Origin of the sequence: Candidatus Brachybacter algidus (assembly GCF_016707225.1) — a bacterium.
Taxonomy (GTDB): Bacteria; Bacteroidota; Bacteroidia; order Chitinophagales; family Saprospiraceae; genus Parvibacillus; species Parvibacillus algidus.
The window spans coordinates 616,069-639,390 of record NZ_JADJID010000003.1; the positions used below are offsets into that span (position 1 = coordinate 616,069).

The 23,322-nt window shown below is 38.4% G+C and carries 28 protein-coding genes; all 28 read right to left on the bottom strand.

What is annotated here, in order from left to right:
- Positions 1–25: 25 nt before the first annotated feature.
- The 28 genes from rpmJ to IPI15_RS12620 all read right to left on the bottom strand — a co-directional run bounded on the left by rpmJ (position 26) and on the right by IPI15_RS12620 (position 23,307).
- A complete protein-coding gene (gene rpmJ, locus IPI15_RS12485) occupies positions 26–142 on the bottom strand; it encodes a 50S ribosomal protein L36 (protein WP_083852679.1) in 117 nt (38 codons plus the stop codon).
- A gap of 17 nt (positions 143–159) precedes the next feature.
- On the bottom strand, positions 160–378 hold the full coding sequence (gene infA / locus IPI15_RS12490; RefSeq protein WP_287403634.1) for a translation initiation factor IF-1: 219 nt from the start codon (positions 376–378) through the stop codon (positions 160–162).
- 27 nt (positions 379–405) lie between these two features.
- On the bottom strand, positions 406–1,227 hold the full coding sequence (map, locus tag IPI15_RS12495; RefSeq protein WP_287420530.1) for a type I methionyl aminopeptidase: 822 nt from the start codon (positions 1,225–1,227) through the stop codon (positions 406–408).
- 79 nt (positions 1,228–1,306) lie between these two features.
- The gene (secY, locus tag IPI15_RS12500; RefSeq protein ID WP_287403629.1) at positions 1,307–2,674 is read right to left on the bottom strand and encodes a preprotein translocase subunit SecY; all 1,368 of its coding nucleotides are present in this window, start codon (positions 2,672–2,674) and stop codon (positions 1,307–1,309) included.
- A gap of 54 nt (positions 2,675–2,728) precedes the next feature.
- Entirely contained in the window at positions 2,729–3,175 is a 447-nt protein-coding gene (rplO, locus tag IPI15_RS12505) for a 50S ribosomal protein L15 (RefSeq protein ID WP_287403626.1), read from the bottom strand.
- A gap of 24 nt (positions 3,176–3,199) precedes the next feature.
- The gene (rpmD, locus tag IPI15_RS12510; protein ID WP_287403623.1) at positions 3,200–3,382 is read right to left on the bottom strand and encodes a 50S ribosomal protein L30; all 183 of its coding nucleotides are present in this window, start codon (positions 3,380–3,382) and stop codon (positions 3,200–3,202) included.
- 8 nt (positions 3,383–3,390) lie between these two features.
- Positions 3,391–3,921, bottom strand: coding sequence for a 30S ribosomal protein S5 (gene rpsE / locus IPI15_RS12515; RefSeq protein ID WP_287403621.1), 531 nt, complete (start codon positions 3,919–3,921; stop codon positions 3,391–3,393).
- A gap of 20 nt (positions 3,922–3,941) precedes the next feature.
- On the bottom strand, positions 3,942–4,295 hold the full coding sequence (gene rplR / locus IPI15_RS12520) for a 50S ribosomal protein L18 (protein ID WP_287403618.1): 354 nt from the start codon (positions 4,293–4,295) through the stop codon (positions 3,942–3,944).
- Positions 4,296–4,326: 31 nt separating this feature from the next.
- Positions 4,327–4,884 carry a 50S ribosomal protein L6 gene (rplF, locus tag IPI15_RS12525; RefSeq protein ID WP_287403616.1) on the bottom strand — a complete coding sequence of 186 codons (558 nt, stop codon included), beginning with the start codon at positions 4,882–4,884 and terminating at the stop codon, positions 4,327–4,329.
- Between the two features lie 30 nt (positions 4,885–4,914).
- The gene (gene rpsH, locus IPI15_RS12530) at positions 4,915–5,319 is read right to left on the bottom strand and encodes a 30S ribosomal protein S8 (protein WP_287403613.1); all 405 of its coding nucleotides are present in this window, start codon (positions 5,317–5,319) and stop codon (positions 4,915–4,917) included.
- 46 nt (positions 5,320–5,365) lie between these two features.
- Positions 5,366–5,635 carry a 30S ribosomal protein S14 gene (rpsN, locus tag IPI15_RS12535; protein WP_287403611.1) on the bottom strand — a complete coding sequence of 90 codons (270 nt, stop codon included), beginning with the start codon at positions 5,633–5,635 and terminating at the stop codon, positions 5,366–5,368.
- Between the two features lie 24 nt (positions 5,636–5,659).
- Positions 5,660–6,208 carry a 50S ribosomal protein L5 gene (gene rplE, locus IPI15_RS12540; protein WP_287403609.1) on the bottom strand — a complete coding sequence of 183 codons (549 nt, stop codon included), beginning with the start codon at positions 6,206–6,208 and terminating at the stop codon, positions 5,660–5,662.
- Positions 6,208–6,558 (bottom strand): 50S ribosomal protein L24, encoded by a 351-nt coding sequence (rplX, locus tag IPI15_RS12545; RefSeq protein WP_353738762.1) that lies wholly within the window; start codon positions 6,556–6,558, stop codon positions 6,208–6,210. Before rplX ends, rplE begins: the two co-directional genes overlap by 1 nt.
- Before the next feature lie 10 nt (positions 6,559–6,568).
- Positions 6,569–6,934, bottom strand: coding sequence for a 50S ribosomal protein L14 (gene rplN, locus IPI15_RS12550; protein WP_287403607.1), 366 nt, complete (start codon positions 6,932–6,934; stop codon positions 6,569–6,571).
- Positions 6,935–6,964: 30 nt separating this feature from the next.
- Entirely contained in the window at positions 6,965–7,228 is a 264-nt protein-coding gene (gene rpsQ, locus IPI15_RS12555) for a 30S ribosomal protein S17 (protein ID WP_287403605.1), read from the bottom strand.
- Between the two features lie 42 nt (positions 7,229–7,270).
- Positions 7,271–7,528 carry a 50S ribosomal protein L29 gene (gene rpmC, locus IPI15_RS12560; RefSeq protein WP_287403603.1) on the bottom strand — a complete coding sequence of 86 codons (258 nt, stop codon included), beginning with the start codon at positions 7,526–7,528 and terminating at the stop codon, positions 7,271–7,273.
- 21 nt (positions 7,529–7,549) lie between these two features.
- Positions 7,550–7,972 (bottom strand): 50S ribosomal protein L16, encoded by a 423-nt coding sequence (rplP, locus tag IPI15_RS12565; RefSeq protein WP_287403601.1) that lies wholly within the window; start codon positions 7,970–7,972, stop codon positions 7,550–7,552.
- Between the two features lie 95 nt (positions 7,973–8,067).
- Positions 8,068–8,856 carry a 30S ribosomal protein S3 gene (gene rpsC / locus IPI15_RS12570; protein ID WP_287403599.1) on the bottom strand — a complete coding sequence of 263 codons (789 nt, stop codon included), beginning with the start codon at positions 8,854–8,856 and terminating at the stop codon, positions 8,068–8,070.
- A 30-nt stretch (positions 8,857–8,886) separates the two neighbouring features.
- Positions 8,887–9,246 (bottom strand): 50S ribosomal protein L22, encoded by a 360-nt coding sequence (gene rplV, locus IPI15_RS12575; protein WP_287403597.1) that lies wholly within the window; start codon positions 9,244–9,246, stop codon positions 8,887–8,889.
- A 38-nt stretch (positions 9,247–9,284) separates the two neighbouring features.
- The gene (gene rpsS, locus IPI15_RS12580; RefSeq protein WP_287403595.1) at positions 9,285–9,551 is read right to left on the bottom strand and encodes a 30S ribosomal protein S19; all 267 of its coding nucleotides are present in this window, start codon (positions 9,549–9,551) and stop codon (positions 9,285–9,287) included.
- A 26-nt stretch (positions 9,552–9,577) separates the two neighbouring features.
- Positions 9,578–10,405, bottom strand: coding sequence for a 50S ribosomal protein L2 (gene rplB, locus IPI15_RS12585; protein WP_287403594.1), 828 nt, complete (start codon positions 10,403–10,405; stop codon positions 9,578–9,580).
- Between the two features lie 39 nt (positions 10,406–10,444).
- Positions 10,445–10,744 carry a 50S ribosomal protein L23 gene (gene rplW / locus IPI15_RS12590; protein WP_287403592.1) on the bottom strand — a complete coding sequence of 100 codons (300 nt, stop codon included), beginning with the start codon at positions 10,742–10,744 and terminating at the stop codon, positions 10,445–10,447.
- A 19-nt stretch (positions 10,745–10,763) separates the two neighbouring features.
- The gene (rplD, locus tag IPI15_RS12595) at positions 10,764–11,387 is read right to left on the bottom strand and encodes a 50S ribosomal protein L4 (RefSeq protein WP_287403591.1); all 624 of its coding nucleotides are present in this window, start codon (positions 11,385–11,387) and stop codon (positions 10,764–10,766) included.
- Positions 11,384–12,013: a 50S ribosomal protein L3 gene (rplC, locus tag IPI15_RS12600; protein WP_287403589.1), complete on the bottom strand. Its 630-nt coding sequence runs from the start codon at positions 12,011–12,013 to the stop codon at positions 11,384–11,386. The genes rplD and rplC overlap by 4 nt, the downstream gene beginning before the upstream one ends.
- A 77-nt stretch (positions 12,014–12,090) precedes the next feature.
- Positions 12,091–12,399: a 30S ribosomal protein S10 gene (gene rpsJ, locus IPI15_RS12605; RefSeq protein ID WP_287403588.1), complete on the bottom strand. Its 309-nt coding sequence runs from the start codon at positions 12,397–12,399 to the stop codon at positions 12,091–12,093.
- Between the two features lie 523 nt (positions 12,400–12,922).
- Positions 12,923–13,456: a Riean_0653 family protein gene (locus IPI15_RS12610; RefSeq protein ID WP_287403587.1), complete on the bottom strand. Its 534-nt coding sequence runs from the start codon at positions 13,454–13,456 to the stop codon at positions 12,923–12,925.
- A gap of 310 nt (positions 13,457–13,766) precedes the next feature.
- On the bottom strand, positions 13,767–14,438 hold the full coding sequence (locus IPI15_RS12615; RefSeq protein ID WP_287403585.1) for a hypothetical protein: 672 nt from the start codon (positions 14,436–14,438) through the stop codon (positions 13,767–13,769).
- Between the two features lie 439 nt (positions 14,439–14,877).
- Positions 14,878–23,307: an Ig-like domain-containing protein gene (locus tag IPI15_RS12620; RefSeq protein WP_287420532.1), complete on the bottom strand. Its 8,430-nt coding sequence runs from the start codon at positions 23,305–23,307 to the stop codon at positions 14,878–14,880.
- Positions 23,308–23,322: the final 15 nt, after the last annotated feature.

Consider the following 23,322-nt stretch of genomic DNA (forward strand, 5'->3'; position numbering starts at 1 on the left):
CTATAATATTATTAGTTGTAAAATTTTATCCTTGTCTTTGTTTAAACTTTGGGTTCTTTTTGTTTATAACATAAAGTTTCCCATTTCTTCTTACAATTTTGCAATCGACAGAACGTTTTTTAATTGATGCTCTTACTTTCATCAGTAATTGTTTTATATTTATTTATATCTATAAATGATTCTTCCTCTTGAAAGATCGTACGGAGACATCTCCACTGATACCTTATCTCCAGGTAATATCCTTATATAGTGCATACGCATTTTTCCGGAAATCGTTGCCAAAATTTGATGATCATTCTCAAGCCTAACACGAAACATCGCATTGGATAAAGCCTCTTCGATGATGCCGTCTTGCTTGATAATATCTTGTTTTGACATAAGTCCTTTTTTTCGGAGTGCAAATATCTAAATATTTCTTGAAATATTTACAATATTCGCATTATTTTTTATTTCTGTTTCAATTGGCGTATGATCAGTCAGGATTTCTCCTCCTGCATTCCGCACTACCACTGTATGTTCATAGTGTGCTGATGGTTTTCCATCCCTGGTCAATATAGTCCAATTATCCTTGGCTTGATAGACATCTTTGCTTCCAAGATTAACCATTGGCTCAATCGCGATGGTCCAACCTTCTTCTAATCTAAGCCCATTGCCTCTTTTTCCGAAATTAGGAACATCAGGTGGTTCGTGCAATTTTTTTCCTATACCATGACCAACAAGTTCTCTTACTATACCAAATTTGTGAGTGAATTCACAATAATCCTGAACAGCAAAGGCTATATCACCTATTCTTCCTCCTGTCTTAGCACTTTCAACTCCTCTATACAATGACTCATTAGTCACAGTTAATAACTTCTTTACACCCTCTCCTATCTCGCCAAGCGCAAAAGTATATGCCGAATCACCAAAGTAACCGTTCATAACTGATCCACAATCAACAGATACAACATCACCTATTTTAAATTCTTCCTTATTAGGAATTCCGTGAACTACAGCAGCATTGACAGATATGCATAATGAAGCTGGAAACCCATTATAACCTTTGAAAGCTGGTTTTGCTCCCAAATCATTAATCAAAGTCTCTGCTTCTTTATCTAAATATAAACCTGAGACACCCGGGCGTATGATAGAAGCCACATGAGCTAATGCCTTTACGACAATTATGCAGCTCTCTCTTATTCTTTCAATTTCTTCAGAACTCTTAGGTTTAACTTTAGAATTAAACATGCTCATCAGAACTTTATGTTTATAATTAATGAATCAAAAATATTCAACTCTCTAAATACTTCGAAAGTAATATTAAACATTAATATGATCCTATTTGTATACCACCAGCACTGGCTCGACCTTGTATCTTACCTGATTGAACAAGTCCATCATATTTTCTCATCAACAGATGACTTTCTATTTGAGATAGTGTATCCAATATTACTGCCACCATGATCAATAGAGACGTTCCTCCAAAGAAAAGAGCAAAAGATGGATTAACACCAAATACGACTGCTATAGCCGGAAGTATAGCTACAATACCAAGAATCACAGAACCTGGGAATGTGATTTTAGAAGTAATAGCATCAATATAATCCTCCGTATCTTTACCAGGCTTTACTCCAGGAATATATGCATTAGATCTTTTAAGATATTCAGCATATTGCTGCGGATTAATCAATAGAGCCGTGTACACATATGTAAATACAATTATCAACACAAAATAAATCATATTGTAGGTGAATGAAAAATGGTCATTCAAAGAACGTACAAATGAACTTGATGAAGCTCCACCAGCATCAGCACCAGTAAAATACTGAGCAAGTATAGCCGGCAAAAACATTAATGCCTGAGCAAAAATGATAGGCATTACACCGGCACCATTCACCTTAAGTGGAATGTATTCTCTGTTACCTGCTGCAAGACTTCCCCCACCAATCGCCTTTTTGGGAAACTGAAGCGGAATCTTACGTACACCTTGAACAATTAAAATTGTAAACATGATGATAAGAAATAATGCAGCTAACTCAAGAATAAAAATAATCAAACCGCTTGAAGCCATTTGAGCATCAAATTCAAAGATGAAAGCCTGTGGCAATCTTGATAATATACCCACCATGATCAATAATGAAACACCATTTCCAATCCCTTTATCTGTAATTTTCTCACCCAACCACATTGCGAAAACAGTACCTGTAGTAAGAATAAGTATATTCGATCCCCAGAAAATACTCTGAGCTATATTTGGAGATATCGCTCCTACGCCTTTAAGGTATGTGAGATATGCACCGCCTTGTACCAATGTAATAGCAACAGTAAGTACACGTGTTATCTGATTTAATTTTTTTCTACCTGACTCTCCTTCCTTTTGTTGTAATCGCTGGAAATAAGGAACTGCAAATCCCAATACTTGTATAATAATGGATGCTGTAATGTAAGGCATAATACCTAAAGCTAAAATAGAAGCCTGATTAAAGGCACCCCCTGTAAAGATATTAATCAAACCAAGTAAGTCATTAGCACTACGTCCCTTAGCAACGTTAGATAAAACATCAGACATAACACCAGGCAACACTATATAAGAACCGAGACGAAATACAACCAATAAAATAAGTGTATAAAGTAAACGATTCCTAAGTTCCTTTATGGCCCATATATTTTTTAAAGTATCGATAAATCTTTTCATCCTCTTACTATATGTTTGTGTTCTCTACAAAAGTGTTAAAAAAAATGGTAAACATTAAATAGTTGTAAATGTTCCACCCAGCCCAACGATCTTTTCTTGAGCAATTTTAGATGCAGCGTGAGCACTTACAGTAAGTACTTTATTTAAATCACCTGTACCAAGGATTTTAAATTTCTCTGATTTCTTAATTACTTTCTTAGAAGTAAGGAATTCGAAATTGATCTCAGTTACATTGTGTATTTCTGCCAAAGCGTCAAGAGTATTCAAGTTGATTGCAACATACTCTACTCTGTTTACATTTTTGAAACCGAATTTAGGCAAACGCATTTGTATAGGCATTTGTCCTCCTTCATGAGCTCTTTTAGCTTTGAAACCTGAGCGCGCCTTGTCCCCTTTATGACCTCTTGTAGATGTTCCACCTCGTCCGCTTCCCTGACCTCTCGCGATCCTTTTGCTTGATTTATTTGAACCTTTGGCAGGTCTAAGATTATTTAATTCCATGAGAATATCTTATTAATATAAAGATTATTTAACTTCTTCAACAGTGATCAAATGATTAACTGCTCTTATCATACCTCTTAAAGACGGTGAATCTTCATGTACTACTGAACGGTATACTTTTTTGATACCCAAAGCCTCCATAGTACCTTTCTGACGTTTAGATCTATCAATAGTACTTTTAACCTGTGTAATTTTTAATTGTGCCATGGCTTATATTATTTTTCAATTTCTCCAGTAAACAGTTCCTTCAAAGAGATTCCTCTTTGCTGAGCCACTGTGTATGGATCTCTTAATTTCATTAGTGCATCCAATGTTGCTTTCACAACGTTGTGTGGGTTGGAAGAACCTTGAGATTTAGCAAGTACATTATGAACACCGGCTATCTCCAACACTGCTCTCATGGCTCCACCAGCAATAACACCCGTACCATCAGCAGCTGGCTTTATGAAAACTTTACCTGCACCATACTTACCCAATTGTGGATGAGGAATCGTTCCTTTATGAATTGGAACTTTTATGAGGTTTTTCTTAGCATCATCGATCGCTTTCGCTATAGCATCAGCAACGTCTCTAGCTTTACCCAGGCCCTGTCCTACAGAACCCTGACCGTCACCGACAACTACTATTGCTGCAAAACTAAAGGTACGTCCACCTTTTGTTACCTTAGCAACACGATTGACAGCTACTAATTTATCTTTCAATTCAGCGTCAGCCGGACGCATTTTATTTTGTGGTTGTTTAGCCATTGTTTAGTTTACTATAAAATTTAAAATTTCAAACCTGCTTCACGGGCTCCTTCAGCCAATGCTTTAATTCTTCCGTGATATAAATAACCACTTCTGTCAAAAACGATGCTTTCAATATTATTTGCTTTAGCTCTTTCAGCAATCAACTTGCCAACTTCTTTAGCCTGATCAACTTTGTTGATACCTTCTTTCGAAGTTAACAAACCTGAAGACGCAGCAGTAAGAACATTACCACTAAGGTCATCTATCAACTGAGCATAAATCGATTTATTGCTTCTGAAGACAGCCAATCTAGGTCTGTCTGATGTGCCTTTAACCTTTTTTTTAATCCTGTAATGGATCCTTGCTCTTGATTCCTCTTTTGTCTTTTTCATTTCAAATTCTAAATAGAATGTTATAAGGATATTATTTCTTACCAGCAGTTTTACCGGCTTTTCTTCTCACTTGTTCGCCAGCGAAACGGATACCTTTTCCTTTGTAAGGTTCAGGCTTTTTGAATCCACGGATCTTAGCAGCTACCTGACCGATCAATTGCTTATCAAAACTAGTTAATATAATAGTAGGTGGTTGACCTTTCTCAGCCTTTGTCTCAAGTGTCACTTCCTTTGGAATTGAAAACATGATCGGATGCGAGAAACCTAATGCCAATTCAAGAAGCTGACCAGTGTTAGTTGCTCTAAAACCTACACCTACTAACTCCATTGTTTTAGTAAAACCTGTAGACACGCCCTCTACCATTCCATTGACTAACGCACGCGTTAATCCATGAAGTGATCGGTGACGCTTTGATTCAGTTGGTCTTTCAACAGTAATAACACCATCTTCTAACTTAAGAATCATATCGGCATCAAACTTTTGTTTAAGAGCACCTTTAGGTCCCTTTACAGTAACAACATTTGACTTATCTACGCTAAATTCAACCCCACTTGGTAATGTAATTGGGGATTTACCAATTCTTGACATATTTAAATATTTCTCTCTTTCTAATTAATATTAACTAATGAAGCATACTACTTCACCACCTACATTCTGTGATCTTGCCTGCTTATCAGTTAGAAGACCGTGAGATGTAGAAACTATTGCTATTCCCAAACCATTAATAACTCTTGGTAGATCAACACAGTGAAAATATTGACGTAAACCTGGACGACTTACTCTTTTTAACTGCTGTATTACCGGCTTCTTAGTACTCTCGTTATATTTTAGAGCTATCTTGATGACACCTTGCTTTCCAGCTGCATCATCAAACATATACTTCAAGATATATCCATTATCATAAAGAATTTCAGTAATACCTTTTTTCATATTTGAAGAAGGAATTTCTACTATTCTATGACCGGCTTGCTGAGCATTACGGATTCTAGTAAGGTAATCTGCGATTGGATCGTTTAGAGCCATTTTTCTTAAAATTTATTTCTAAATAAAATTTATTAATCTAATTATTCTACCAAGATGACTTAGTGATCCCAGGTATTTTGCCTTCAAGTGCCATTTTTCTAAACATTACTCTGCAAAGACCGAAATCTCTCATGTAACCTTTAGGTCGACCTGTCAACTTGCAACGATTGTGAAGTCGGATTTTAGCTGAGTTTCTTGGCATTTTATCCAACTCCTCATAATTTCCCGCTTCCTTAAGTTGTTTTCTTTTCTCAGCATATTTAGCAACCATACGCTCTCTTTTTAATTCGCGCGCGATTATTGATTTCTTTGCCATTTGGTTATTTTATTAAGCTGTTTATTATTTTTTGAAAGGTAATCCTAAAGCTGAGAGTAAAGCATGAGCTTCAGCATCAGTTTTAGCTGTGGTTACAAAAGTGATGTTCATACCCAATACCTTTGCAATTTTATCGATGTCGATCTCAGGAAAGATGATTTGTTCTGTAATACCCATTGAGTAATTACCCCTTCCGTCAAAACTTTTGTCATTGATACCTTTAAAATCTCTAACACGAGGAAGAGAAACAGAGATAAATCTGTCAAGGAATTCATACATACGTTCGTTACGTAGAGTAACTCGAATACCAATCGGCATTTCTTCTCTTAACTTAAAGTTAGATATAGAAGTCTTCGCCTTAGTAATTACGGCTTTCTGACCAGCAATTGTAGTTAAATCTACCAAAGCATTATCAATTACTTTCTTGTCTGAAACTGCATCTCCCAAACCTTGGTTGATACAGATCTTCTCAAGACGAGGTACCTGCATGATAGATGAGTATTTAAAATCTTCCATTAGTTTAGGAATGATCTCATCTCTGTATTTTGATTTGTATCTAGGAACGTAACTCATTACTTAACTATTTCACCTGATTTTTTAAAATATCTTGTCAACTTACCGTTGTCATCTTTTCTACCTGTTCTGGAAGCAACACCCTTTTTATCTACTAACATAAGGTTAGAAAGATGAATTGGTAGTTCCATATCCTGGATACCGCCTGGCTGATCCTGTTGAGGTTTTACGTGTTTCTTAGCCATATTACGACCTTCAACCACTGCTCTATTCTGCCCAACAAGGATAGCAGAAACTATACCTTTATTTCCTTTTTCACTTCCGGCTATGATCATTACTTCATCACCTTTTTTGATATGCAGTTTCGGAGCGAAACGCTTTTGTTTGGAGTTTGTCTTTTTACTACTCATGACTTATTTTTTAAAGCACCTCAGGAGCTAATGAAACAATTCTCATGTAATCCTTTTCGCGCAATTCTCTGGCAACAGGGCCAAAAATACGTGTACCTCTCGGCTCATCCTGATTGTTCAACAGAACAACAGCATTGTCGTCAAAACGGATATAAGATCCGTCGTTACGTCTAATTTCTTTTTTAGTTCTTACGATAACTGCTTTTGAAACAGTACCTTTTTTAATACCTCCGGGAGAAGCTTGTTTCACTGAAACAACTATTCTATCGCCGATCGACGCGTAACGTCTGGTTGAACCACCAAGGACATGTATGCATAGAACCTCTTTGGCTCCACTATTGTCTGCTACTCTTAGTCTGGACTCTGTCTGTATCATTACAAATAAGGATTATACCTGATTATTTAATTACTTCGCTTTTTCTAGGATTTCGATTAAACGCCATCTCTTATTCTTAGATAACGGTCTCGTTTCCATTATTTTAACTATGTCACCAATTTGACATTCGTTTTTCTCATCGTGAGCCATAAAGGAATTGGATTTCTTCACATACTTTCCATATAGTGGATGCTTGATCTTGCGCTCCACCATGACCGAAATGGATTTTTCCATTTTGTTGCTGGTAACTTTACCAACTCTTTCCTTTCTGAACTGTCTAACTAATTGTTCCATATTGCCTGGATACTTTAAATTTTATTTATGACGGAGATTCGATTATTTGCTTCTTCTGTATCTGATCTTTGATCTCTTAGCTAATTCGCCTTCAGTCATCTGAGCTACTTCTCTGCTTCTGATCTCTGTATTGATCCTTGCGATATTTTTCTTCGCATCTCTGATCTCTTTAGGAGTGACATTACCTGAAATTGTTTGATCAAATCTGGTTTTAGTCAAGTCTAATTGAGTTTCAGCTAATTTTTCAACCAATTCGCTGTCTGCCAAGATCTGCACTTCTTTATAATGTTTGTTTGCCATGATTCTAATATGGTTTAAAAATTAATCTAGTCTGATATCTGTTCTCAAAATTGTTTTTGTCATAACTGGAAGCTTTTGTGCTGCCAATCTGAAGGCCTCTTTTGCTATTTCCACTGATACTCCGTCCATTTCGAACAAGATTCTACCCGGTTTAATAACTGCTACGTAGTGATCTACAGGACCTTTACCCTTACCCATACGTACTTCAAGAGGCTTTTTAGTAATCGGTTTATCAGGGAAAATTCTGATCCACACTTTTCCTTCTCTTTTCATGTAACGCGTCATTGCAATCCTTGCAGATTCTATTTGACGAGCTGTCAATCTTCCACCGGTTATGGACTTAAGAGCCACAGAACCGAAAGATATGGTACTACCTTTATGAGCACAACCCTTAGGGTTCATTTTATGCTGCTTTCTGAATTTTGTTCTTTTTGGTTGTAACATGGTACGTCTTTCTTTATAATTCGCTGATTAAAAGCTATTTGTATCTGCTTTTCTCTAAGGAGGTGCAAAGATACATATAATATCTTTATTATCTACTACCTTTTAGATTTAAAATTTCTGTTTCCACCTGGCTTTCTATCTCCACCTCTTTCACCACCACGGTCATTTCTTCTATCTCCACCTCTATCATTTCTACGGTCGCCCATACCACCTTGATTTGCTTTTTTCTCTTCTGATTGAAGTGGCATGATTTCTCTCTTACCGAATACTTCACCTTTACAGATCCAAACCTTAATACCTATTAATCCGTAAACTGTTTGTGCTGTAGATACAATATAATCGATATCTGCACGGAAAGTATGTAATGGAGTTCTTCCTTCTTTATATTCTTCTGATCTAGCCATCTCAGCACCATTCAATCTTCCTGACAAGCGCACTTTAATACCTTCAGCACCTGCACGCATCGTAGATTGGATAGCCATTTTAGTAGCTCTTCTGTAGTTGATACGGGATTCAATTTGTTTAGCAATTGTTTCTCCAACGATAGCTGCATCCAATTCAGGTTTGCGGATCTCGTGGATATTAATTTGAACGTCCTTGCTGGTAAGTTTTTTCAATTCCTCTCTGATACGATCAACTTCCTGTCCACCTTTACCAATGATAATACCGGGACGTGAAGTGTGAATAGTAACAGTGATTCTTTTAAGAGTTCTTTCGATACCGATTTTAGCTATGCCTCCTTTTGGAATACGAGCTCTCATATAAGTTCTGATCTGCTCATCTTCTACAACTTTGGCAGCCATATCTTTTCCGCCGAACCAGTTAGAATCCCATCCGCGGATGATTCCTAATCTATTACCTACTGGACTTGTCTTTTGACCCATGAATAAGGTTATTTATTTTAAATAAAGGTATTAATTTTCTAAAGGTAGTTTGTTATCAACCACAATGGTCAGGTGGCAAGAACGCTTTCTGATCCTGTGTGCTCTACCGTGTGGAGCTGGTTGAAATCTTTTCAACATACCTGCACCGTCAACAAAAGCTGTTTTGACAAACAAACCATGACTATCAGCTCCAGATTCTACACCTGATAATTGTTCCCAGTTAGAAACTGCAGACAAAAGTGTTTTGTATACCGGATGTGCAGCATGTTTTTGAGTAAACTTTAGGATAGTCAAAGCTGCTCCTACATTTTTGCCTCTGATGGTATCAACTACCAGACGCATTTTACGTTCTGATCCTTTGATATTCTTAAATTTAGCTAATGCTTCCATTTCAATTTATTTTAGAAAAGCCTGGTTTCTATTAACGATTATTTCTTTTTACCCCCGTGACCTCTGAAGTTACGTGTTGGAGAGAATTCTCCCAACTTGTGTCCTACCATGTTTTCAGTCACAAATACCGGTACGAATGTTTTACCATTATGCACTGCGATAGTCTCCCCAACCATGTCCGGGATGATCATCGATGCACGAGACCAAGTTTTAATTACTGTTTTTTTAGTCGATTCTTTAGCTTTTGCTATTTTAGCAAGTAAGCTGTAATGAATATATGGACCTTTCTTTAATGATCTAGCCATAATGCTACTATTTCAGATTTCGGTTATTATTTAGATTTACGTCTTGAGATAATCAAAGCAGAACTTTTCTTATTCACATTTCTTGTTTTCTGACCTTTAGCCATGATTCCGGTTCTTGAGATCGGATGTCCTCCAGATGCTCTACCTTCACCACCACCCATCGGGTGATCTACCGGGTTCATCGCTACACCTCTTACTCTTGGTCTGCGACCTAGCCATACTGAACGACCTGCTTTACCAAGTACTAATAATGAATGGTCAGGGTTTGATGCTATACCAATGGTAGCTTTGCATGTCATTAAGATCCTTCTTACTTCGCCTGAAGGCAATTTAATGGCAGCATATTTTTCTTCTTTTCCTACAAGTACAGCATAAGTACCGGCACTTCTAGCAATTGCAGCACCTTTATTAGGTTGCATTTCAATGGCATAGATCTCAGAACCTAGAGGAATGTCTTTTAATACCAAAGTATTTCCCGGCTCGATTGGAGATCCTGTACCACTTTGAACTGTAGCTCCAACTTGAAGCCCTTTCGCTGCGATCATGTATCTTTTCTCTCCGTCAGCATAATTCAACAATGCGATAAACGCTGATCTGTTCGGATCATATTCAATAGAAGCAACTTTGGCAGGTATGCCATCTTTGTTCCTTTTGAAGTCGATGATACGGTATTTTCTCTTATGTCCACCACCTCTTTGACGCACAGTCATCTTACCATCGTGGTTTCTACCACCGGTACGTTTGATCTCTGACATCAAAGACTTCTCAGGAGTATCAGTAGTTACCTCAGTAAAGGCATTACCTACTCTGTATCTGGTTCCCGGCGTTATCGGATTATACTTCTTAACTGGCATAGCTGCTTACAGTTTAATTTTTTTTACTAAAAGTGAGGATTAATCCTCGTTGTTTTGGAATATATCAATAGTCTCACCTGATACAAGCGTTACTACCGCTTTCTTATAGGCAGGCTTAACACCTTTCATCACACCTGAACGACCACTTCTGGTAACCACTTTCACAGGCATTACAAAAGTATTGACAGCTGCAACATTCACGTTGTACATCTTCTCTATTGCTTTTCCTATTTCGATCTTGTTTGCTTTTTTAGCAACTACGAAAGTATATTTACCGAGTGCTGAAAGCTCATTTGCTTTTTCGCTGATCACCGGTTTTACTAATATATTATGTATCATGATTCTACTTTATTATTAATTAAGCGATAGATTTAATCAACTTTTCCATTGCGCCTTCGAACAAGATTATTGAATCAGAATTAAGCAATTCATACACGTTCAATTCATCTGTGTAAGTAACACCTGCTTTAGGTATGTTTCTTCCTGACAAATAGACATTTTTATTCAATTCACCAGTAACTACCAATGGTTTTCTTTGAGCACCTAATGCACCAAGGATGGTAACCAATTCAGTTGTTTTTGGTGTTTCAAAAGAGAAATCTTCAACGATAACTACTTTGTTTCTCATCAACTTATCAAGTAGAACAGATCTTTTAGCAACTCTTCTCACTTTCTTGTTAAGATCTTGGCTATAGTTTCTCGGTCTTGGGCCAAAAATTCTGTAACCACCTCTAAGTACACCTGACTTGATACTACCTTTACGAGCACCACCTGTTCCCTTTTGCTTCACAAGCTTACGAGTAGAACCGCTAAGTTCACCTCTTTCTTTAGCTTTATGTGTTCCTTGACGTTGGTTGGCAAGATATGCTTTCACTGCTAGATACACAGTGTGTTCATTAGGCTTTTCGCCCATTAAATCTGCAGAAAACTCAAATGAGCGTCCGGTAGATTCTCCTCCTTTAGTTAATATATCAAGTTTCATTTCTTAATGCTTTCAATGATGACAACAGATCCTTTGTGTCCAGGGATAGCACCCTTCACTAGAACAAGATTCTGTTCAGAAAATATTTTTAAAACCTCAAGGTTTCTCATTTTGATATTGACGTGTCCCATGTGACCACCCATTCTCATTCCTTTGAATACTTTCGAAGGATAAGATGAAGCACCCACTGAACCCGGAGCTCTCAATCTGTTGTGCTGACCGTGAGTTGCCTGGCCTACACCTGCAAAGCCATGACGTTTCACAACACCTTGAAAACCTTTTCCTTTGCTTACACCAACGATGTCGACTTTATCTCCTTCGTTAATAACGTCTGCAATTTCAATGGTATCACCCAATGCTTTAGACAAGTCAGAATCTCTAAATTCTATGACAGTTTTTAGTGGTTCAGTGCTAGCTTTAGCAAAGTGTCCAGTCAACTGTTTTGAAACATTCTTTGCTTTAACATCGCCAAAAGCGATTTGTAAAGAAGTGTAACCGTCTGTTTCGACATTTTTTACTTGTGTAACTACACAAGGTCCAGCTTCGATGACTGTGCAGGCAACATAGTTACCATTCGAGTCATATACACTGGTCATGCCCAATTTCTTTCCGATAATTCCGTTCACGACAATATTATTTAATAAGACACCAATAGACCTCAGTCCGCTTGTGCCACCGATTTATTTAATAAAAATGAAAAACCTTAAGTCAGTTTGACCTGGATATCTACCCCACTTGGCAATTCTAATCTCGATAGAGCGTCAACTGTCTTCTGCGTAGGAGTATATATTTCAATCAATCTTTTGTGGGTACGCATTGAGAACTGCTCCCGGGATTTCTTGTTAACGTGCGGCGAGCGCAGCACTGTAAACATTTTTTTCTCGGTAGGCAGCGGAATCGGACCCGTTACTACAGCACCGCTAGAGCGAACTGTCTTAACTATTTTCTCCGTTGAAACATCCACTAAATTGTGGTCGTACGAACGAAGTTTAATTCTAATTTTCTGATTCATATCCTGTTTAAATTAATTAGGGATCAAATATCTTTCCCTCTTAAAGTGGCGCAAAGGTAAATAAACATTTTGATTCTCGCAATTTATTTTAATTTTTTTTATAAAAATATTTTTGGGGAGGAATAGGAGCTGTAAACCCATTACTTACAGGAGTTTATAATGATTTGATTTCTTTTCGACACACGTTGCAAACTCGGGCTAACCTTGTTAAATAGTGGTTCTGTTCCAATTGGGGAAAAGTTGCAACCTTTAGTCAGCGGAAATTTAGGTTGCTTTCTTTACTATTGGTTCTAGTTAGAAAACTCAATGTTAAGCAGGTGGTATTCTGAACCTGTACAGTTTTGAAATGAGAATGAGATTGAGGCTTAGAAATGTCACCAGTCAGAGAATGGCGCCAGCGTGCAAACGAGATGGTTATGGTTATATTTATATTTAGAGGATAATTGGAATTGGGGAATGGGTTGAAAGGAATTGATGTTGTTATGTCGCCAGCTGGGATTAATAATTTTGAGTTTTTGGTTTTTTAAAAGAATTTAATATCAAATCGGCCATCAGTAACATGAATTATCTTGCCAGACTCTTCATTTATTGCGGTAAATTCGAATGTGCCGGCAGCCTGGTTTTTTTCCAAATTAATTAATTTGATTTTACCTGTATGAGCGCTATCGCAATTATAAATATTTCCACCCAATGGGGCATTATCAATGACATCGACCCAATTAGATTGAAAGCTCGATCCATTTAGACTATATTCCTTTAATTTGTGACTCTCATCTCTTATAAATCTTATTGCTATAGAGATTTTAGGGTCTTTTCCCCAACCAGATATTCTTACCACACCTTCTTGCGTAATACCTCCACTAACTCCATGCGTACTCCAATTACTCACACCACGAATATTATGAGGTACACCATCTACATAAAATCCCATTGTATTTTCACCAGTCATTGTAATTGGCACTAAATCAGGTTCTGGCTCATCTTTGTGGCAAGAGGAAATAGTAAAAGCAAGGAAGAGGAGGAATAATAACTTTGAGAAATTGATATTTTGTTTCATAATGGTGTGATATTTTGGGTGATGAATGATGTGAAGATAAGATAATTGCATTGGTATGTCAAATAAATGTTTTAATAAAAAGGGCTCCCCTTTAGTCCCTCAAGCGTTCGAGTGCTTATAAACCTCTTTTTTGTTTGTTTCAAAGTGTATCCCCCGAGTTGAGGCTTCTAAAGGTCACCAGTCAGATACTGGAGCCAACGTTCAAGCTAGATAGTTACCTATATATTTATATTTAGTGGATAATTTATTGGAAGGATATGGTAAATGAGTTGGTGGGGATTTAAGACGTTATGGTGTCAGCGGGGAAATTTTATTTCTCGTTAGCCTGCAATTTTTTTAAAGAAGGACGTAAATACCCAAGCATAATTGAAGTATCGAAACTTAAATAAGTAATTTCAGAATTTATCTTAACAGATAATCCCAAACCTAATCCAAGGAATAATGCAGGTAAGAATTCTGCTCTAAACTGACCATATAAACCGGGTAGATTCTTCTTTTTATAATTTATATCATAATTTGAAGAAAAATTAAAAATACCTCCTGATGGTGTGGCCTTTGTATAATTTGGTTCCTGATACATGAATAGAGCAGGTCCAATCCCAAATTTTAATCTGCATAGATCATTTGGAGAAGTAAAGCTTTTAGTTATGGGTAAGGACCAACTATTTAATATTCGAGGCACACAAGGCTTAAATAGACACAACCCACCTTCATAATCATTAGGAAGATTATTTGCCTCAAAATATTGACTCGTATATATTAACTCAAATCCAAAATTGGATTTAAAAACAACTCCCGCACCGCCATATATGGGTAAAAACTCTTCGTGAAATGCATAGGGATAACCACCGATTCCATATATTGCTTTTATGGGGTGGTCTGATACGTAAGTATTTTGACTGTATGTTGGATATGATATGGTGGCAACAAGTGAAAGGAAGAAAAAGAAGAACAACTTTGAGAAAATGATATTTGAGTTCATAATGTTGTGATATTTGGGTTGGAGATATTGTAAAGTTACAAAAATAATTATTAATGTTTAACAAACCGTCGTTTGGCCGCCCCTCATGAGGATAGGGTTTATAAATATGTATTTTTCCAAAAAGGGTCATTTTTAAAATAATAATATAATTAATTGATTATTAGATAAATATAAGCAAAATAAATTTTGCACGCACCCAAACGTAGGTTAACCTACGCTCAGCACTTCATAGCGAATGATGTACAATAATTTAAAATCAAAGTTATGATCGTGAGGCTCGGCGTAGTTTAAACTACGTCGGTGTGTCACCAAAGTTTACTTTCAAATATACAAAAAAGATGTGTATAAACTCTAGCTCAATAGAGGTAGTTACGACTATACTTGGTTTTAAATGGTTCTCCTGTGGTTCCTTGGTAAGAATTACTTTCGAAAACAAGAATTACAGCTTCAAGATTTTTATGTTTTTTTCGAATTTGGGATTGATGATTTTTATAAAATAAAGGCCCGGTTCGTTTAGATAAAGGTCTTTCGAGATCCTATTTCCTACGACTTTTTCCTCAAAGATCAACTTTCCGGAGGCATTATATAATAGTAATAATGATTGCTGATCTGTTTGTTCTATTTCGATGCGAACTTTTCCGGTGGTGGGATTTGGGAATGCAGAGACATTATTAAATATCACCGTAGAATCCTGCGCTCCACTCAAACAATCAAATATATACACCTCTTTTACCGGAGAAATGCTCGTGCAATCGCCCAAACGAATTTCCAACTGAATATCCTTAAACCCGGATTCGACGAATGATAATATAGGATCCCGATCATGTGAGACGATTGCTCCATTGCTGGTCCAGTTGTAGATGATGTCTGTGGTTTTAGGTAAGTTACTGACATCAATTATAGCAAGGCTTTCTCCAAGACAGGCGGATTTATTTATAAGAAAATTAGCACTGATGTCTGCGCCATTCAAATTATTAATGTGCATCGTATCAACCAATTCCGGACAGGTACCTTCGCTCAAAGTCCATACTACAGTAGTTTGTTGTCCTGAGATGAGATCATCGATCCAGGAGGAGGCTATTTCTGCATCCCTAAGCACTCCAGGTCCGGAGATGATCGTCCAAAAGCCGAAAGCATCTCCAGGAGCAGCTTCCGCATTTAACAAAATACTTTCTGCACTGCATGGAGATAAATCTACCCCGGCATTGGCTACCAAAAAGTTTTGAGCAGTCGTAATGATCAATGTATCTCTATTTTCAGGGCAAACTCCATTAGAAACTGTCCAGGTAAGAATGACAGATTCATTATTTGGCAGACCTGATATGGTTGTTTGACTGGCATTGACATCTGCAATCTGGCCGCTACCCTGCTCTATTTGCCAAATGCCGGACCCTATTGTTATTGGTTGTGCGAATAATTCCAATGAATCTAAACATGCCATAATATCATCACTTACAATTGCCTCATTGGGAAGTTGATAATTTATTATTTGCAAAGTGTCAGAAGATGCCGGACAAACTCCATTGGAAATGGTCCATGCTACCTTGGTCAAACTGTCTTGAGTCCCTAATTGCAGCAAAGTATTTGTCTCATTTGGTGAATTAATGGAAGCAGTGCCTTCTATGATATTCCACATTCCGATTCCCGTTATTGCCTCATTCGCAGAGATATTTATGACATCTGCATTACACAGCAAATGGTCTTCTCCTGCTATACTAACAGAGGGTAACGCATCATTTATGATCTTTAAGGTATCTACTCTTTCCGGACAAACTCCTGAAGTTACTTTCCAGATAAGATCAACATCTGAGCCGGGGACTAAACCATTGATCAAAGATGCAGGGTCATTTGAGTTTTGGATATTTCCAGATCCATTGATAATGTTCCATGAACCCTGACCATTTATCACCGGAGATGCATTAAGCACAAAACTTGTTTCATTACAAAACTGTTGATCAGGACCGGCAATTGCCGCATCGGGCATAGGATCTACGTGTATTTCAATAAATGAGGACACAGCAGGACAAACACCATTGGTTACCGTCCATTGAACTATTGTAGTCGCTCCAACTCCAAGATCAATAATCATTGTGGCCGGTGATTGAGGGTTAATTATCGTTCCTGAGCCATTCACTATTGACCACATGCCCTGACCTATATAATTATTATCTGCGGCAACAGCCAATTCAGTATTTTGACATAGGTTCACGTCTTCCGTTAAGATAATAGCCGGGCCTGAAGTTTGATTGATATTAATAGTTAAAATGTCTTCTGCAGTAGGCAAACCAGAGTGGCATTGATCAGATATTTGCCATTTCAAAACCAATGTACCGAAAATGCCTGGAGAAAAATTAGTAATCGTGGTGTTCGGATCATTTACATCTGAAAAATCAGCAGATCCATCAAGAATGCTCCATGTTCCCTCACCATTGCCCGGTGCGGCAGCATTTAAACTAAGCAAAGTCTCGGACTGGCATGCAGTAAAATCATCTCCCGCAAATGCCGGAGGACTTTGCTCCGTGTAATTGAGCAAGATGGTATCTATACCAATACAACCTGTTACTGATGTCAATGTCCACGTAAGCATAACATTATCGAAGGGTGCCTGATTCGTAAATAAACTGGATGGATTTGAGATGTCAGATATCATTCCGCTTCCTTGAATTATATTCCATTGTCCGGTGGTGCCTGAAGGCAAATTAGCATTTAATGTGATATCAGTACTCGAACAGGCAAATTGATCAGTGCCCGCATTGGCAATAGGATTTGGCTCAATTATTACTTCAATTGTAGTCACTGCGCTACATCCGTAAATGTCAGTTGCCGTAAGTTGATAAGTACCGCTGATCTCAGGAAGCGTCTGAGTGATCGTTATTTGCTGTCCGGCACCAATAAAGCCTGAAGGTCCACTCCATATATATGATAAGAAATTATTGCCTTGCCCGGTCAACACAAGTTCATTCCCTTGACATATTGGTGCATTTGAAGCAATTGAAATGTTCGGTAGTCCAACGGTTATTATCACTTCATCACTACTTGAAGTACAAGTATTTTCAGGATCAATCGTCCACAGGAATGAGTTTTGTCCAGGACTTAGACCCGTGACTACTGAATTCGCATCATTTACATCTATAATCGTGCCGGTGCCTTGCGTTAAAGTCCAGGTCCCTACTCCATTAGGAGGAATCTCAGCACTTAGGACAATGGTTGTAGTATTGCAAACCAACTGGTCATCTCCTGCATTTGCAAAATAAGCAACTTGTATTTCAATGTCTATGCTGGTAGATTTTTCACATCCATATATATCTATAGAAGCAAGAGTATACAATCCTGACATGGAAGATGTGACGTTTGAAATTTCCAAAGTAGAGGTCGTGCCAACAAGGTTATTATTTGGGTCAAACCAGCTGAATAACGTGTAAGGAGATGGATTTACTGTTTCTAAGATTAATGTTGAACCTTCACAAAGTGGGGCATTGGAGGTGATTTCAGGTGCTGGAAGACCAATGGTAATGATAACACTATCACTTGACTCTGAACAACCATTTATTGGTGTAATAGTCCAGACAAAAGTATTTTCGCCAATGCCAAGATCAGTAACAAGTGTAGTTGGATTAGCAGGATTTTCAATAGTTCCGCTTCCGCTTAATATTGTCCAAAGACCTTCGCCGCTTAACGGTTGATTGCCCTCCATGGTGAAAGTATTTTCAGAACAAAGTAATTGATCATTTCCGGCATTTGCAATATCTGCTTCTTCAATCATCACTTCAATGGAAGTTGATTTCTCACATCCAAATTCATCAGTGGTGATGAGGGTGTATGTACCCGCCATCGCTATTATTATATTGGATATTTCCAAAGTAGAGGCGTTACCCACTAGGATATTATTTGGGTCAAACCAGTTGAATATCGTGTAAGGAGATGGATCAACTATTTCTAAGGTTAGTGTCGAACCTTCGCAAAGTGGAGCGTTGGATGTGATCTCCGGTGCTGGAAGACCAATGGTGATGATAACACTATCACTTGACTCTGAACAACCATTTATTGGTGTAATAGTCCAGACAAAAGTATTTTCACCAATGCCAAGATCAGTAACAAGCGTTGTTGGATTTGTAGGATTTTCAATTGTTCCGTTTCCGTTTAATATTGTCCAAAGACCTTCGCCGCTTAACGGTTGATTGCCCTCCATGGTGAAAGTATTTTCAGAACAAAGTAATTGATCAATTCCGGCATTTGCGATATCTGCTTCTTCAATCATCACTTCAATGGAAGATGATTTCTCACAGCCAAATTCATCAGTCGTGATAAGGGTGTATGTACCCGCCATCGCTATTATTATATTGGATATTTCCAAAGTAGAGGTCGTGCCAACAAGGATGTTACTTGGGTCAAACCAGTTAAAAGTGTTATAAGGTAAAGGATTTACTGTTTGTAAAATTAGAGTTGAGCCTTCACAAAGTGGAGCGTTGGATGTGATCTCCGGTGCCGGATGGCCAACTGTGATAATTACTTTATCACTTGACTCTAAACAACCATTTATTGGTGTAATCGTCCATACAAAGATATTTTCACCAATGCCAAGATCCGAAACAAGCGTTGTAGGATTTGTAGGATTTTCAATTGTTCCGTTTCCGTTTAATATTGTCCAAAGACCTTCGCCGCTTAACGGTTGATTGCCCTCCATGGTGAAAGTATTTTCAGAACAAAGTAATTGATCAATTCCGGCATTTGAGATATCTGCTTCTTCAATCATCACTTCAATGGAAGATGATTTCTCACAGCCAAATTCATCTGTCGTGATGAGGGTGTAGGTACCCGCCATCGCAAATGTTATATTTGGGATTTCCAAAGTAGAGGTCGTGCCAACAAGGTTATTATTTGGGTCAAACCAGTTGAAAGTGTTATAAATTAAAGGATTTACTGTTTCTAAAATTAGAGTTGAGCCTTCACAAAGCGGAGCGTTGGATGTGATCTCCGGTGCCGGATGGCCAATGGTGATGATTACAGTATCACTTGATGCAGCGCAACCATTTGTCGGTGTAATAGTCCATATAAAGGTATTTTCACCAATGCCAAGATCCGAAACAAGCGTTGTAGGATTTGTAGGATTTTCAATTGTTCCGTTTCCGTTTAATATTGTCCAAAGACCTTCGCCGCTTAACGGTTGATTGCCCTCCATGGTGAAAGTATTTTCAGAACAAAGTAATTGATCAATTCCGGCATTTGAGATATCTGCTTCTTCAATCATCACTTCAATGAAAGTTGATTTCTCACAGCCAAATTCATCAGTGGTGATTATGGTGTATGTACCCGCCATCGCTATTATTATATTGGATATTTCCAAAGTAGAGGCGTTACCCTCTAGGATATTATTTGGGTCAAACCAGTTGAATATCGTGTAAGGAGATGGATCAACTATTTCTAAGATTAGTGTCGAACCTTCGCAAAGTGGAGCGTTGGATGTGATCTCCGGTGCTGGATGGCCAATGGTGATGATTACAGTATCACTTGATGCAGCGCAACCATTTGTCGGTGTAATAGTCCATATAAAGGTATTTTCACCAATGCCAAGATCAGTAACAAGCGTTGTTGGATTAGCAGGATTTTCAATAGTTCCGCTTCCGCTTAATATTGTCCAAAGACCTTCGCCGCTTAACGGTTGATTGCCCTCCATGGTGAAAGTATTTTCAGAACAAAGTAATTGATCAATTCCGGCATTTGCGATATCTGCTTCTTCAACTATCACTTCAATGGAAGTTGATTTCTCACAGCCAAACTCATCTGTCGTGATGAGGGTGTATGTACCCGCCATCGCAAGTGTTATGTTTGAAATTTCCAAAGTTGAGGTAGTGCCAACAAGGATGTTACTTGGGTCAAACCAGTTAAAAGTGTTATAAGGTAAAGGATTTACTGTTTCTAAAATTAGAGTTGAGCCAACACAAAGCGGAGCGTTGGATGTGATCTCCGGTGCTGGATGGCCAACGGTTAGTGTGATGGTATCACTACTTGCAGGGCATGTAAAATAAGAGGTAATCGTCCAAACCAACTTATTTTCTCCAGGGGATAGATCTGAAACTAAGGTTGCTGGATCTGTTGGATCTGCAAAAGTAGCAGTTCCTGAAAGTACACTCCACATACCGGTGCCGAAGTTTGGTGTATTGGCGCTGAGATTGTAAGTTGTTTCTGTGCAAAGAAGTTGGTCTGTTCCTGCATCCGCATCATCGGTTTGAAGGATTTCGACACCTTTCGAAGCAGAGATCTCACAACCATATTCGTCAGTTAAGTAAACGGAGTAAACTCCTTGCATTCCAGGAGTGACATTCGGTATGGTCAAAGTTGAAGTAGTGCCAACAAGGTTATTATTTGGGTCAAACCAATTAAAAGTGGTGAAGGGCGATGCATCTCCGATTTCTAAAATCATCGTCAAACCTTGGCACAGTGGTGCGTTTGAGGTGATTTCAGGTGCAGGGTGACCAATTGTTAGAATAATGGTGTCACTGCTAGAAGGGCAAGTAAAATAAGAAGTGATCGTCCAAACCAACATATTTTCTCCAGGGGATAGATCAGAAACTAAGGTTGTTGGATCTGTTGGATCTGCAAAAGTCGCAGTTCCTGAGATGACACTCCACAAACCGGTGCCGAAGTTTGGTGTATTGGCACTGAGGTTGTAAGTTGTTTCTGTGCAAAAGAGTTGGTCTGTTCCTGCATCTGCTTCATCGGTTTGAAGGATTTCGACACCTTTGGAAGCCGATATTTCGCAACCATATTCATCAGTTAGGTAAACTGTGTAAACTCCTTGCATGCCGGGTGTGACATTCGGTATGGTCAGTGTTGAAGTAGTCCCAATAAGGTTATTATTTGGATCAAACCAGTTAAAAGAGGTGAAAGGTGATGGATCAACTATTTCTAAAATCATCGTCGAACCTTCGCACAGTGGTGCGTTGGAAGTAATTTCAGGTGCAGGGTGACCAATTGTTAGAATAATGGTGTCACTACTTGAAGGGCAAGTAAAATATGAAGTGATCGTCCAAACCAACATATTTTCTCCAGGGGATAGATCAGAAACTAAGGTCAGAGGATCTGTTTCATCCGCAAAAGTTGCTGTTCCGGAGACGATACTCCACATGCCGTTTCCAAAACTTGGTGCATTTGCGCTGAGATTATAAGTTGTTTCTGTGCAAAAAAGTTGGTCTGTTCCTGCATCTGCATCATCAGTTTGGAGGATTTCGACACCTTTCGAAGCAGAGATCTCACAACCATATTCGTCAGTTAGGTAAACGGTGTAAACTCCTTGCATGGAAGGCGTGACATTGGGTATGGTCAGTGTTGAAGTAGTGCCTACTAGATTATTATTTGGGTCAAACCAGTTGAAATTGGTGAATGGAGATGGGTCCACTATTTCTAAAATTAGTGTCGAACCTTCGCACAGTGGTGCGTTTGAGGTAATTTCAGGTGCAGGGTGACCAATTGTTAGATTAATGGTGTCACTGCTTGAAGGGCAAGTAAAATATGAAGTGATAGTCCAAACCAACTTATTTTCACCGGCGGAAAGATCAGAAATTAGGGTATTTGGATCTGTTGCATCCGCAAAAGTTCCTGTTCCTGAAATTACACTCCACATGCCGTTTCCAAAACTTGGTGTATTGGCGCTGAGATTGTAAGTGTTTTCTGTGCAAATGAGCTGGTCAAGGCCGGCATCTGCATCATCAGTTTGGAGGATTTCGACTCCTTTGGAAGCCGATATTTCGCAACCATATTCGTCAGTTAAGTAAACGGTGTAAACTCCTTGCATGCCGGATGTGACATTCGGTATTGTCAATGTGGTACTTGTACCAACAAGATTATTATTCGGATCATACCAGTTGAAAGAAGTGAATGGTGATGGATCAACTATTTCTAAAATCATCGTCGAACCTACGCACAGTGGTGCATTGGAAGTAATTTCAGGTGCAGGGTGACCAACAGTCAGAGTAATGGTGTCACTACTTGAAGGGCAAGTAAAATATGAAGTGATCGTCCAAACCAACATATTTTCTCCAGGGGATAGATCAGAAACTAAGGTCAGAGGATCTGTTTCATCCGCAAAAGCTCCTGTTCCGGAGACGACACTCCACATGCCGTTTCCAAAACTTGGTGCATTGGCGCTGAGATTATAAGTTGTTTCTGTGCAAAGAAGTTGGTCTGTTCCTGCATCTGCATCATCAGTTTGGAGGATTTCGACTCCTTTGGAAGCCGATATTTCGCAACCATATTCGTCTGTGACATAAACTGTGTAAACTCCTTGCATTCCAGGTGTGACATTCGATATGGTCAGTGTTGAAGTAGTGCCGGCAAGGTTATTATTTGGGTCAAACCAATTAAAAGTGGTGAAGGGCGATGCATCTTCGATTTCTAAAATCATCGTCAAACCTTCGCACAGTGGTGCATTGGAGATGATCTCCGGTTCAGAGTGACCGATAGTTATTGTAATTTCATCAAAAACGTCAGGGCAATCTTCATTACTTACCGTCCATCTCAATACGACTACAGAACCGAAAGGTAAATCAACTAATTGAGTGTGAGGATTTGTAGGATCTATAATTGTACCAAGCCCTGTTTCAACAGACCATAAACCATTTCCCACATATATATCATTGGCATCCAGGTTAATGGAATACATCTCGCAAAATAAACCAGAAGCTGTAACAATCTCTGCCGGTCCGGGTGGATTATCGCAATCCAAATTAAAGGAACTGATGCTATCATTTACATTTGCAAAAACCTTACCTCCACTTGCTAAAAGCACAAAAAACAATAGTCCAAAAAAACGAAATTTTAAGTTTCTATTAGCGATAACTAAATGTTCTATTATTACTGAGAAGTATCTCATTTCTTTCAATTTTGA

Excerpts from the sequence above, each read along its gene's own strand:
- rplD (WP_287403591.1), bottom strand. The coding sequence starts at position 11,387 with ATGAAACTTGATATATTAACTAAAGGAGGAGAATCTACCGGACGCTCA.
- rpmJ (WP_083852679.1), bottom strand. The coding sequence starts at position 142 with ATGAAAGTAAGAGCATCAATTAAAAAACGTTCTGTCGATTGCAAAATT.
- rpsC (WP_287403599.1), bottom strand. The coding sequence starts at position 8,856 with ATGGGTCAAAAGACAAGTCCAGTAGGTAATAGATTAGGAATCATCCGC.
- rplR (WP_287403618.1), bottom strand. The coding sequence starts at position 4,295 with ATGAAAAAGACAAAAGAGGAATCAAGAGCAAGGATCCATTACAGGATT.
- rplN (WP_287403607.1), bottom strand. The coding sequence starts at position 6,934 with ATGATACAGACAGAGTCCAGACTAAGAGTAGCAGACAATAGTGGAGCC.
- rplV (WP_287403597.1), bottom strand. The coding sequence starts at position 9,246 with ATGGAAGCATTAGCTAAATTTAAGAATATCAAAGGATCAGAACGTAAA.
- rpmC (WP_287403603.1), bottom strand. The coding sequence starts at position 7,528 with ATGGCAAACAAACATTATAAAGAAGTGCAGATCTTGGCAGACAGCGAA.
- rpsE (WP_287403621.1), bottom strand. The coding sequence starts at position 3,921 with ATGGCTAAACAACCACAAAATAAAATGCGTCCGGCTGACGCTGAATTG.
- map (WP_287420530.1), bottom strand. The coding sequence starts at position 1,227 with ATGTTTAATTCTAAAGTTAAACCTAAGAGTTCTGAAGAAATTGAAAGA.
- rpsQ (WP_287403605.1), bottom strand. The coding sequence starts at position 7,228 with ATGGAACAATTAGTTAGACAGTTCAGAAAGGAAAGAGTTGGTAAAGTT.
- rplP (WP_287403601.1), bottom strand. The coding sequence starts at position 7,972 with ATGTTACAACCAAAAAGAACAAAATTCAGAAAGCAGCATAAAATGAAC.
- rplW (WP_287403592.1), bottom strand. The coding sequence starts at position 10,744 with ATGATACATAATATATTAGTAAAACCGGTGATCAGCGAAAAAGCAAAT.
- IPI15_RS12620 (WP_287420532.1), bottom strand. The coding sequence starts at position 23,307 with ATGAGATACTTCTCAGTAATAATAGAACATTTAGTTATCGCTAATAGA.
- IPI15_RS12615 (WP_287403585.1), bottom strand. The coding sequence starts at position 14,438 with ATGAACTCAAATATCATTTTCTCAAAGTTGTTCTTCTTTTTCTTCCTT.
- rplB (WP_287403594.1), bottom strand. The coding sequence starts at position 10,405 with ATGCCAGTTAAGAAGTATAATCCGATAACGCCGGGAACCAGATACAGA.
- infA (WP_287403634.1), bottom strand. The coding sequence starts at position 378 with ATGTCAAAACAAGATATTATCAAGCAAGACGGCATCATCGAAGAGGCT.
- rpsH (WP_287403613.1), bottom strand. The coding sequence starts at position 5,319 with ATGGCTCTAAACGATCCAATCGCAGATTACCTTACTAGAATCCGTAAT.
- rplX (WP_353738762.1), bottom strand. The coding sequence starts at position 6,558 with ATGAGTAGTAAAAAGACAAACTCCAAACAAAAGCGTTTCGCTCCGAAA.
- rpsJ (WP_287403588.1), bottom strand. The coding sequence starts at position 12,399 with ATGAATCAGAAAATTAGAATTAAACTTCGTTCGTACGACCACAATTTA.
- rplE (WP_287403609.1), bottom strand. The coding sequence starts at position 6,208 with ATGAGTTACGTTCCTAGATACAAATCAAAATACAGAGATGAGATCATT.
- rpsN (WP_287403611.1), bottom strand. The coding sequence starts at position 5,635 with ATGGCAAAGAAATCAATAATCGCGCGCGAATTAAAAAGAGAGCGTATG.
- rplF (WP_287403616.1), bottom strand. The coding sequence starts at position 4,884 with ATGTCAAGAATTGGTAAATCCCCAATTACATTACCAAGTGGGGTTGAA.
- rplO (WP_287403626.1), bottom strand. The coding sequence starts at position 3,175 with ATGGAATTAAATAATCTTAGACCTGCCAAAGGTTCAAATAAATCAAGC.
- secY (WP_287403629.1), bottom strand. The coding sequence starts at position 2,674 with ATGAAAAGATTTATCGATACTTTAAAAAATATATGGGCCATAAAGGAA.
- IPI15_RS12610 (WP_287403587.1), bottom strand. The coding sequence starts at position 13,456 with ATGAAACAAAATATCAATTTCTCAAAGTTATTATTCCTCCTCTTCCTT.
- rpmD (WP_287403623.1), bottom strand. The coding sequence starts at position 3,382 with ATGGCACAATTAAAAATTACACAGGTTAAAAGTACTATTGATAGATCT.
- rpsS (WP_287403595.1), bottom strand. The coding sequence starts at position 9,551 with ATGGCTAGATCATTAAAGAAAGGTCCATATATTCATTACAGCTTACTT.